Source organism: Pseudomonas sp. PS02302 (genome assembly GCF_029959585.1).
GTDB classification, from domain to species: Bacteria; Pseudomonadota; Gammaproteobacteria; order Pseudomonadales; family Pseudomonadaceae; genus Chryseomonas; species Chryseomonas aestiva.
On the sequence record NZ_JASCON010000124.1, the window covers coordinates 1 to 9,921 of the forward strand.

General features: G+C 66.2%; 11 protein-coding genes. 7 read left to right on the forward strand and 4 right to left on the reverse strand.

The window, feature by feature from the left end; all coding sequences use genetic code 11:
• The coding region (locus QMX82_RS24720; protein ID WP_282288501.1) for an aminotransferase-like domain-containing protein at nucleotides 1–707 on the reverse strand (707 nt) is incomplete at its 3' end.
• A gap of 86 nt (nucleotides 708–793) precedes the next feature.
• On the opposite strand from QMX82_RS24720, the gene QMX82_RS24725 reads away from it, so the two are divergent.
• From QMX82_RS24725 to QMX82_RS24755, 7 genes are all read left to right on the forward strand, one after another.
• Nucleotides 794–1,243: a GNAT family N-acetyltransferase gene (locus QMX82_RS24725; RefSeq protein ID WP_282288503.1), complete on the forward strand. Its 450-nt coding sequence runs from the start codon at nucleotides 794–796 to the stop codon at nucleotides 1,241–1,243.
• Complete coding sequence (locus QMX82_RS24730) at nucleotides 1,240–1,878, forward strand: FMN-dependent NADH-azoreductase (protein ID WP_282288505.1); 639 nt, start codon at nucleotides 1,240–1,242, stop codon at nucleotides 1,876–1,878. The genes QMX82_RS24725 and QMX82_RS24730 overlap by 4 nt, the downstream gene beginning before the upstream one ends.
• 3 nt (nucleotides 1,879–1,881) lie before the next feature.
• Complete coding sequence (locus tag QMX82_RS24735) at nucleotides 1,882–2,313, forward strand: carboxymuconolactone decarboxylase family protein (RefSeq protein WP_282288507.1); 432 nt, start codon at nucleotides 1,882–1,884, stop codon at nucleotides 2,311–2,313.
• A 153-nt stretch (nucleotides 2,314–2,466) separates the two neighbouring features.
• Nucleotides 2,467–2,823 carry a YajD family HNH nuclease gene (locus QMX82_RS24740; RefSeq protein WP_133859758.1) on the forward strand — a complete coding sequence of 119 codons (357 nt, stop codon included), beginning with the start codon at nucleotides 2,467–2,469 and terminating at the stop codon, nucleotides 2,821–2,823.
• Nucleotides 2,824–3,014: 191 nt separating this feature from the next.
• Nucleotides 3,015–3,629, forward strand: a complete 615-nt coding sequence (locus QMX82_RS24745; RefSeq protein ID WP_282288508.1) for an ATP-dependent Clp protease proteolytic subunit — start codon at nucleotides 3,015–3,017, stop codon at nucleotides 3,627–3,629.
• A gap of 260 nt (nucleotides 3,630–3,889) precedes the next feature.
• The gene (locus QMX82_RS24750) at nucleotides 3,890–5,374 is read left to right on the forward strand and encodes a SulP family inorganic anion transporter (RefSeq protein ID WP_282288509.1); all 1,485 of its coding nucleotides are present in this window, start codon (nucleotides 3,890–3,892) and stop codon (nucleotides 5,372–5,374) included.
• A gap of 12 nt (nucleotides 5,375–5,386) precedes the next feature.
• On the forward strand, nucleotides 5,387–6,238 hold the full coding sequence (locus tag QMX82_RS24755; RefSeq protein WP_282288510.1) for a universal stress protein: 852 nt from the start codon (nucleotides 5,387–5,389) through the stop codon (nucleotides 6,236–6,238).
• On the opposite strand, the gene QMX82_RS24760 is transcribed toward QMX82_RS24755, so the two are convergent.
• The 3 genes from QMX82_RS24760 to QMX82_RS24770 form a co-directional block, all read right to left on the reverse strand.
• Nucleotides 6,213–6,374 (reverse strand): hypothetical protein, encoded by a 162-nt coding sequence (locus QMX82_RS24760; RefSeq protein ID WP_261793977.1) that lies wholly within the window; start codon nucleotides 6,372–6,374, stop codon nucleotides 6,213–6,215. The two genes, QMX82_RS24755 and QMX82_RS24760, sit on opposite strands and share 26 nt — an antisense overlap.
• Before the next feature lie 261 nt (nucleotides 6,375–6,635).
• Nucleotides 6,636–8,549: a HAMP domain-containing methyl-accepting chemotaxis protein gene (locus tag QMX82_RS24765; RefSeq protein ID WP_282288511.1), complete on the reverse strand. Its 1,914-nt coding sequence runs from the start codon at nucleotides 8,547–8,549 to the stop codon at nucleotides 6,636–6,638.
• 524 nt (nucleotides 8,550–9,073) lie between these two features.
• Nucleotides 9,074–9,921, reverse strand: an 848-nt coding sequence (locus tag QMX82_RS24770) for a thiamine pyrophosphate-dependent enzyme (protein ID WP_282288512.1), incomplete at its 5' end; no start/stop codon positions are given.

Here is a 9,921-nt window from a genome sequence, read left to right on the forward strand (position 1 = left end):
CGGGCGAGACCGGCGGCGACGTCCAGTCCCGCCGCGTCCACGGGCACCGGCACCAGAGCCAGGCCGGCGCCCTGTAGCGCCTGGCGGGCGATGAAATAGCCGGGCTCCTCGAACCAGCAGGCGTCGCCGGGCGCCAGCAGCGTCTGGACGATCAGGTCCAGACAGGCGCGATAGCCCGCGCAGACGAACACCTGCTCCGGAGCACAGGCGATCCCGCGGGACAGGCCCAGGTAGGTGGCGAGGGCGGCGCGCAGACCGGCGTGACCCCGGGCATCGGGATAGACCAGCCCCTCCCGGCCCTGGCTGTGCAACTGCCGCGCGGCCAGGCGCGTCCAGCCTTTGCGCGGAAAGGCGTCCAGCGCCGGCAGGCCCAGCTGCAGGGGCAGCGGCGCGCCACCGGCATGGATCGCCGCGGCGTCCGGTGAGGAGGGTAAGGCCGGTGCTGGTGCGGCCGGGCGACGCCACTGGGGCGAGACGATGGTCCCGGCCGGACCGCGCGGCAGCAGAAAGCCTTCGGCAATCAGCTGCTGATAGGCCATCTCCACCGTTCCCCGGGCCACGTTCAGCTCCGCCGCCAGGGCGCGCACCGCGGGCACCCGGTCACCGGGTCGCAGGCGCCCTTCGTCCAGCGCCTGGCGAAAGCGCTGATAGAGCTGCCGGTAGAGCGGCAGGGCGAGGCGACTGTCGAGGGCAGCGGTGAGAGTCATGGCCTGGTCGTTTGTATCTTTCTTGGCTCTATAGCCTAGGCCATCGGCTGCCTAGAGTGGGGTCATCTTTCCAGGAGACAGCCGTCATGCCCCTGACCTTCCAGCCTTTGTTGCCCGATCATCCGCTGTGCCTGGCCAGCCTGACGCTGATGCGGATACTGCGCCCGCACCTGGACGATGCCGAACGTTACCAGGCGCAACTCCAGCGCCAGGCGGCCCAGGGCTACCGGCTGCTGGCCGCCCTGGAGGAGGGCGAGGTGGTCGGCCTGGCCGGGTATCGCGAGCTGGAGAATCTGCTCTACGGCCGCTTCCTCTATGTCGATGATCTGGTGGTGCAGCCGGCCCGTCAGCGCGACGGCCTGGGCTACCAGCTGCTGGCGGCGGTCCGCAGCGAAGCCCTGGATCGCGGCTGCTCCCACCTGATCCTGGATACCGGTCTGCACATGCCGCTGGCCCAGCGCTTCTACTTCCGCCAGGGCCTGCTCGCCCGCGGCCTGCATTTCGCCGAGCGGCTGACGGCGGAGGTGACGCCATGAAGACCGCCCTCCATGTCAACGCCAGCCCACGTCCGGCCACCTCCCTGGGCTATCGGCTGGCCGGTGAACTCCTGGCCGCGCTGCGGCGGAGCTGTCCTGGTCTGCAGGTACTGGAACGGGACCTGGCCGCCATGCCGCTGCCGCCGCTGAGCGCCGACTATGCCGAGGCCCTGACCCGACGCACGCCACCGCAGGCAGCGGTATTCACCCTGTCCGAAACCCTCATTGGCGAACTGGAGGCCAGCGACCTGCTGCTGATCAATACGCCGCTGCACAATTTCACCCTGCCCGCGGCGCTCAAGCTGTGGCTCGACCTCGTGCTGCGCATCGGCCGCACCTTCGCGGTTACCGCTGCGGGCAAGCGCGGTCTGCTGGCCGACCGGCCGGTCTACCTGCTGGTCGGCTCGGGTGGTCATCACCGCGGCCCCCAGGCGCGGCAGCCGGACTTCCTCACCTCCTACCTGCGCCATGCTCTGGGCACGCTGGGGCTGTTCGACCTGCACTTCATCTATCTGGAGGGCCTGGTCGGCGACCCGGCTGACGTGGCCGACACCCTGGCGGCCGCCCGTGAACAACTCTCCCGCGAGGTGCCCTTCCGCGCGCTCGCCAACCCTGTGACCGCTACCCTGGAGTAAGCCATGAGCCAACTGCGACTGCCGTTTTCCACCCTCTCGCCCGCCGCCTACCAGGGCCTGATCGCCACGGGCCAGGCCCTGGCGCAGAGTTCACTCGGCCTGGAGCTGGTGGAGCTGATCTATCTGCGCATCTCCCAGATCAATGGTTGCGCCTTCTGCCTGGGCAAGCACGCCGAAACCCTGCGCGAGCAGGGCGTCAGCCAGGCCAAGCTGGATCGTCTGGCCGGCTGGCGCCTCAGCAACCTCTTTGACGCCCGCGAGCGTGCTGCCCTGGAGTGGGCCGAGACCCTGACCGCTGTCGCCGAGAAGGGCGCCCCCGACGCGGTGTACGAACCGCTCAGAGCGCAATTCAGCGACGCGGAAATCGCCGACCTGACCTTTGCGGTGGCGTTGATGAATGCCTTCAACCGGCTGGCAGTGGGAATGCGCCTCTGAGGCGAGGGCAGGCCGCAGCGAAGGACGATTGCAGTACTTCGCTGCCCTCCCGGCAGGCAGGGCGCTCGGCAGTCGAAGCCAGTGACGGGCGCTCACCGGGCAGCCCGGGCCCGGGCTATACTGCGCCTTTCTACCCGACTACCCAGGTGCAGCATGGCTACCGATACCTCGAAGCTGGATCGAATCCTCGCCGAGACCCAGCGCGAGCGCGAACGCGGCTATCGTGACAAGGCGCTGAAGATGTATCCCCACGTCTGCGGTCGCTGCGCCCGCGAGTTCGCCGGCAAGCGCCTGAGCGAACTGACCGTGCACCATCGAGACCACAACCACGACAACAATCCCCAGGACGGCTCCAACTGGGAATTGCTCTGCCTGTACTGCCACGACAACGAGCACAGCCGCTACACCGATCAGCAGTACTTCAGCGACAGCTCGCTGAGCACGCCCAAGGTGGCCCAGGCCACCCACAACCCCTTCGCCGGGCTGGCCGGGCTGCTGAAAAAGGACTGAGTGCGCGGCGATCAAGGCAGGGCGCCCTGCCTTAAGCCGATCTTAAGTCTCACGCTCTAGCGTTTCAGGTCTTTGGCCGGTTGCCGACCTGGGAGCGAGCAGGGATGAGACGTTCGAACGTTGCGAAGCGGTTGTCCGCCGGGGCCTTGGCCTTGCTGGCCGCGGGCTGCCTGACGGAGGCCTCCGCCGAGATGACCGTCATCCGCGGAGAGGGCTCTGCTGCCAGTACCGACACCGCGTCGGTGTACTTCAACAGCGGTATCAACGACCGCTCGGTCAGCTCCCTGCTGGCCGCCCTGAGCGACATCGCCCTCAAGTATCCCGCGACCAAGAACGTCAATCTCTACCTCAACAGCCCTGGCGGCAGCATGGAGGCGGGCTATGTCGCCTACGAGTTCATCCGCCACTATCCGCTGCACATCAATACCATCGACGCCGCTGCGACGGATTCATCCGCCACCATGATCTATTGCGCGGCCGAAGATCGTTATGCCGCGCCACTCGCCAGCTTTCTCCTGCATCCGGCCGCGGCGGCCATCGCCGTCAACGGCTACATTAAGCCGGACCAGGCCAAGCAGGCGTTCGAGGACGTCGAGCGGGAGAACCTCAAGTTCCGCGAGATCTACAAGGGCTGTCTCAAGCTGACCCCGGAGGAACTCACCACCTTGCTGTCCTCCGAAAGCAACAGACGACGCTTGGGCTACGACGCGGCCAAGGACATCGGCTTGATCACCCGGACGCCGGACCAGTTGCCGCGTGGGATCGACCGGGCTACCTACCTTGTCAGCGATGGCGGAAGCCGGTGAGGGCAGGTTGACGCCCGGCCACACCGGCGGGCGCGGTCTACAAGGGCTCGTTCTTTCGTGATACCTTCGGGGCATGCATTTCCCTTCCCGCGACTGGCAACCCAGTCCCCCATAGCTCGCGCCTCCCTCGTCCTTGCCCCGCTGCAAGGACCTCTGCCGTCTTGTCGCGCCCGCGACGGGGCGGCTGCCAACCCTGGAATTCACGCCTGATCCGGCGTCTGCCACTCGCTTGACGGGTCAGGCACAGGTGCGAGTTGTCTATGTTGAATACCCTCAGAACACATTGGTTTTCCAATGTGAAGAACGATGTATTGTCCGGATTGGTCGTCGCCCTGGCGCTGATCCCCGAAGCCATCGCCTTTTCCATCATTGCCGGGCTCGATCCCAAGGTGGGGCTCTACGCCTCCTTCTGCATCACCGTGGTGATCGCCTTCGTCGGCGGTCGCCCCGGGATGATTTCGGCGGCTACCGGCGCCATGGCGCTGCTGATGGTGACCCTGGTCAAGGAGCACGGCCTGCAGTATCTGCTGGCCGCGACCCTGTTGACCGGGGTGCTGCAGATCGCCGCCGGCTACCTGCGTCTGGGCGCGCTGATGCGCTTCGTGTCCCGCTCCGTGGTGACGGGGTTCGTCAATGCCCTGGCGATCCTGATCTTCCTGGCCCAGTTGCCCGAGCTGACCCATGTCGGCTGGGAGGTCTACGCCATGACCGCCGCCGGATTGGGCATCATCTATCTGTTCCCGCTGCTGCCGATGGTGGGCCGGCTGCTGCCGTCGCCCCTGGTGTGCATCCTGGTGCTGACGGGCGTCTCCCTCGCCCTGGGGCTGAATATCCGCACGGTGGGTGACATGGGACAGCTGCCCGATACCCTGCCGGTGCTGCTCTGGCCCCAGGTGCCGCTGACCCTCGACACCCTGCTGATCATCCTGCCCTATTCCCTGGCACTGGCCGTGGTGGGGCTGCTGGAGTCCCTGATGACGGCCACCATCGTCGATGACATCACTGACACGCCCAGCGACAAGAATCGCGAGTGCAAGGGACAGGGGATCGCCAACATCGCCGCCGGCCTGCTGGGCGGCATGGCGGGCTGCGCCATGATCGGCCAGTCGGTGATCAACATGAAATCCGGCGGGCGCACCCGGCTGTCCACCCTCTGTGCGGGAGTCTTCCTACTGCTGATGGTGGTGTTCCTTGGCGACTGGCTCGCACGGATCCCCATGGCGGCGCTGGTCGCGGTGATGATCATGGTGTCCATCGGCACCTTCAGCTGGGATTCGATCCGCAATCTGCGGCGCCATCCGCTCTCCACCAACCTGGTGATGGTGGCCACCGTGGTGGTCGTGGTCGCTACCCACAACCTGGCGCTCGGCGTGCTGGTCGGGGTCTTGCTGGCCTCGCTGTTCTTCGCCAACAAGGTGGGGCACCAGCTGAGGCTGACGTCCCGTCTGGAAGCGCCCGGCATTCGCGTCTACGAGGTGCGGGGTCAGGTGTTCTTCTCGTCCACCGCGGCCTTCATCGACGCCTTCGACTTCAAGGAGGTGCTGGACGAGGTCCGCATCGATCTCAAGGCGGCCCAGTTCTGGGACATCACCGCCGTCGCCGCCCTGGACAAGGTCGTGCTCAGGTATCGCCGGGAAGGCGTGACCGTGCAGGTCCTCGACCTCGACCAGGCCAGCGCGACCCTGGTCGATCGCTTCGGCATCCACGACAAGCCCGGAGCCGGCAGCGAACTGCCGGGCCACTGAGGAGAGACACCCATGAGCAAGATCATCGCCTGTATCGACGGCTCGCCCCTGGCGGGCAGCGTCTGCGACCACAGCGCTTGGCTGGCCCACCGCCTGGCGCTGCCCATCACCCTGCTGCATGTCCTGGAACGCAGCCTCTATCCGAACTCACCCGACACCAGCGGCGCCATCGGTCTCGGCTCGCGCGAGCACCTGCTCGAAGAGCTGGCCCGCCTGGACGAGCAGCGTGCCCGTCTGGCGCGGGCTGACGGCGCGGCGCTGCTGGATGGGGCCCTGCAGCGGTTGCGCGAGCGAGGCGTGGCGGCGGTGCCAACGACGCTCCAGCGCCATGCTTATCTGGCGGATACCCTACACGAGCTGGAGGCGGAGCTGGGTGTGCTGGTGATCGGCAAACGCGGGCAGCATTCTGGCAGTCGTGGCATCGGCAGCCAGCTGGAAACGGTGGTGGGGATGCTGCACAAACCCATCCTGGTCTGCGCTGCCGACTTCACCGAGCCCCGGCGCTTTCTGGTCGCCTACGATGGCAGCGAAGCCACCCATCAGGGCTTGTTGCGTGTCGCGAAGAGCCTGCTGTTGTCTGGGCTCGAAGGCGAGATCCTGCAGGTTGGCGACGCCAGTCCGGCCCGGCTGGTCGGACTGGAAGCCGCCGCGGATCTCTTGAGGTCCTGTGGCAGCGTGGTGACGACGCAGCTCGTTCCGGGGCATCCGGAAGAGGTGATTCCCGATCGGGTCCAGGCTACCCGGGCCGATCTGCTGGTGATGGGCGCCTACAGCCATTCCGCCGCCAGGCGCTTCCTGTTGGGCAGTCAGACCTCTCACATGCTGCGACACACCGACATCAACACCCTGGTACTGCGCGCCTGAGCGCGCGGCTCTGGTCAGGATCGCGACCAGGGCCCTGGCCGGATTTCGGCTGCAAGGCCTGTTCGAGAAAGTCGATGAAGGCGTGCACCTTGCCGGTCAGCGCCGAGCGTTCGGCGACGCAGGCATAGATAGCCATGGCTTCCGACCGGGCCGACGTGACGCCCTGGCCGGCCATGCCGGAACTGCGTGAGCGCTATGTGCTGGTGACCCGTCCCGCGGAGGCCGCCGATCCGGCGCTAGCACTTTTTGGCGGTTGCTGGAAGAGGTCAGCCTGGGGTAGGGGGAGTTGATGCGTGATGGTGGAAAAGGCTGTGCCGTTTTCCACCCTACGCCGGGGCAGACCCGAGGCGCCCCCTCTCCCTGGGGGAGAGGGTCGGGGTGAGGGAAGGCGCTCGACTCACACCTTGAAGCGCGCTGTCATCTCCTGCAGGCGTACGCCGATGCGGGCCAGCTCCATGCTCGAAGAAGCCGTCTCTTCGCTGGCGGCGGCGGTCTGGTCGGAGATGTCGCGGACGTTGGTGACATTGCGGCTGATCTCTTCGCCAGCCGAACTCTGCTGCTCGGCGGCGCAGGCGATCTGCTCGTTCATCGACTCGATGTCCTTCACCGAGCGGGTGATGCGCTTGAGCATCTCGCCCGCCTCGCGCGACAGGCCGACGCTGCTTTCGGTCAGTTGCACATTGTGGTCGAGCACCGTGCCCATGCGGTCGGTGCTCTGGTGCAGACCGGTGATGAGCTGAGCGATCTCGTCCGTCGACGAGCGGGTGCGCTGGGCCAGGCCGCGGACCTCGTCGGCGACCACGGCGAAGCCGCGTCCCGCCTCGCCGGCGCGGGCGGCCTCGATGGCGGCATTCAGCGCCAGCAGGTTGGTCTGCTCGGAAACCGCCTTGATCACGTCGAGCACGCCGCCGATGCTGTCGGCATGGCCGCGCAGGGTGGCCATGGCCGCCTTGGTCGATTCCATTTCCCGGGCCAGCACCTCGATCTGGTCGACCGCCTTGCTCACCGATTGCTCGCCCTGCAGGGCCTGGCGACTGGCTTCCAGCGCGGACTTGGCCGCGTTCCCGGCGTTGCGCGCCACCTCGTGGGTGGTGGCGGTCATCTCCTGCATGGCGGTGGCGATCTGGTCGGTCTCGACCTTTTGCGCTTGCACGCCAGCGCTGGTCTGTTCGGTGACCGCCGACAGCTGCTCGGCGGCACTGGCCACCTGGACCACACCGTCGCGTACCTCGCCGATCAGGCGTCGCAGGTTGCCGGTCATGCCTTGCATGCTGGTCTGCAGGGCGCCCAGTTCATCCTTGCGGGTGACCTGCTGCTGATGGGTGAAATCACCGTTGGCTACCTGCTCGGCCAAGGCCACGGTGTCCTGCAAGGGCTTGACGATGGAACGGGTGATCAGCCAGGCACAGGCCAGACCCAGGGCGATGGCGACGGCCAGCCAGATCAGCAGCAGCTGACGGGCACCGGCCACGTCGGCCGTGCGGAATTCCTGCTGAATGCCGGTGAGCTTGTCGGCGATGCCGAGCAGGGTGGTGATGGTGGTGGTGATACCGCCCTGTGCCTGATCGACCTGCGCCTGAGCGGCCACCAGCTGATCGAGACGCTGCCCGTAGCCGGAGATTTCACCGACTAGCTTTTGCACGGTCTCGGTCGGCAACGCCGTGGCGCCGAGCGCCTTGGCCTGGGTGAGGGCGGCATTGACGGAGGTGCGCGCCGTCTGCTCGCTGTCCTTGCCGGGTGCGGTGGCGTAGCCACGGAAATCGACCCTCATCCGCTGCACCCCGATGAAGAGCGTCGCCAGCTGCTGGCGATCGGCAGGACGCCCGGTCTCGCCATTCGCCTCTTCGGCCAGCGTCAGCAGCTGGACATTGGCTGCCTCTGCCGCGCTGCTGGCGATCTTGCGGATGGATTCCCGTTCGCGGGTGGCGGTGATCGTCTGGTTGTAGAAGTCGCGATAGCGTTTGAGCGCGGCCCCGGCCTCGTCGAGCAGGGCCTTGTTCGCTGGCGAATCGAAGTGCGGGAGGATGGCTTGCAGCTGGCCTTCGGTCTTGTCCAGGGCGGCGAGCCACCTGGCCGCCTGGGCGTCATCGGCCTTGGTGAAATACACCAGCCGCTCGATGCGCATGTCGCGGACCAGGGTGCTGTAGCCGGCGATATCGTTCATGCGCTCGCTGCGATCGCGCAGGGTATCGGTGGCCGACCAGCCGGTGTAGGCCACCAGCAGGATCATGCCGATGAGCAGGGCGAAGCCAAGGCCCAGCTTGGCCCTGACGTTTATATTGCTTAATGGATTCCAGCCAACTTGCTGCATGTGGACTACCTGGATAGCGGAGCGTTGGAAGGTGCGGGCCTGGAGACCTCGCGCCTCGTGCTTCGCGGTTACGGCAGCCTCTGTCGATTCGTCAGCCGCCCGGCAGGACCGGTCGGTGCGAAGGGGCGCTTGGCCGCTGGTGCGGGTAACCACGGATTGGCCCCAAGGAATCGTCGGGTCTTTGGCGCTCGATCCGCCACCGCGCCGAGGGGATGGCAGGCGACAGCGAGGGCTCAAGGACGGGCATATCCATGACTACGATTCTTAAGGCCTGCTTAATAGAACGCGAATCGCCGCAATATTCGAATCCGGACGATAGGCTGCGTGATTACCTGGATATTCGGCAGGATCCGGAGTGGTCCTATGTCGTATCTGTTTGTTTTTACTGGGTTTTCCTGCCTATTAGTTTGACGATATTAGCGGTGGGTGGAGGGTCGAAGAGGGCGGATGGTTTTCTTCGGCCGCAATGAAAAACGCCCCGGCCTGGAGGCCGGGGCGTCAATTGGATCGCCGGGGTTGGCCGATCAGACCGCCGCGCTGCGTTCCTTGATGTCCTGGTGCAGGATGCGGTCGTTCTCGGAGTAGTCCACCGGGCAGTCGATGACGTGGACGCCGGGGGTGTCCAGGCAGTGCTGCACCAGCGGCGCGAAGGCGGCCGCGCTTTCCACGCGATGGCCGTGGGCGCCGTAGCTTTCGGCGTAGCGGACGAAGTCCGGATTGCCGTAGTCCAGGCCGAAGTCCTCGAAGCCCATCTGCGCCTGCTTCCAGCGGATCATTCCGTAGCCGTCGTCGCGCAGGATGATGACAACCAGGTTCATCTTCAGGCGCACCGCGGTTTCCAGTTCCTGGCTGTTCATCATGAAGCCGCCGTCGCCGCACACCGCGACGATAGGCGTGCCGGGATGGACCAGGCGCGCGGCCATAGCCGACGGCAGGCCGGCGCCCATGGTGGCCAGGGCGTTGTCCAGCAGCACCGTGTTGGGCATGTAGGCCTTGTAGTTGCGGGCGAACCAGATCTTGTAGATGCCGTTATCCAGGGCGACGATGCCGTCGGACGGCAGCACGTTGCGCAGATCGGCCACCAGGCGCTGCGGATAGACCGGGAAGCGGTCATCGGTGGCGCCTTCGGCAACATGGGCCTCGTTGGCTTCGCGGATGTGCAGCAGGCGGTCGAAGTCCCAAGTGGGCTGGACTTCGATGCGCTCCTTGATCTCCCAGATGGCGTTGGCGATGTCGCCGACCACTTCGACCTGGGGGAAGTACACCGGATCGACTTCGGCGGAGCGGAAGTTGATGTGGATGACCTCGGTGCCGCCACGGGTCATGAAGAACGGCGGCTTCTCGATCACATCGTGGCCGATGTTGACGATGA

Coding starts and splice junctions, on each gene's coding strand:
- QMX82_RS24745 (WP_282288508.1), top strand. CDS start 3,015: ATGACCGTCATCCGCGGAGAGGGCTCTGCTGCCAGTACCGACACCGCG.
- QMX82_RS24740 (WP_133859758.1), top strand. CDS start 2,467: ATGGCTACCGATACCTCGAAGCTGGATCGAATCCTCGCCGAGACCCAG.
- QMX82_RS24755 (WP_282288510.1), top strand. CDS start 5,387: ATGAGCAAGATCATCGCCTGTATCGACGGCTCGCCCCTGGCGGGCAGC.
- QMX82_RS24750 (WP_282288509.1), top strand. CDS start 3,890: ATGTTGAATACCCTCAGAACACATTGGTTTTCCAATGTGAAGAACGAT.
- QMX82_RS24725 (WP_282288503.1), top strand. CDS start 794: ATGCCCCTGACCTTCCAGCCTTTGTTGCCCGATCATCCGCTGTGCCTG.
- QMX82_RS24765 (WP_282288511.1), bottom strand. CDS start 8,549: ATGCAGCAAGTTGGCTGGAATCCATTAAGCAATATAAACGTCAGGGCC.
- QMX82_RS24730 (WP_282288505.1), top strand. CDS start 1,240: ATGAAGACCGCCCTCCATGTCAACGCCAGCCCACGTCCGGCCACCTCC.
- QMX82_RS24735 (WP_282288507.1), top strand. CDS start 1,882: ATGAGCCAACTGCGACTGCCGTTTTCCACCCTCTCGCCCGCCGCCTAC.
- QMX82_RS24760 (WP_261793977.1), bottom strand. CDS start 6,374: ATGGCTATCTATGCCTGCGTCGCCGAACGCTCGGCGCTGACCGGCAAG.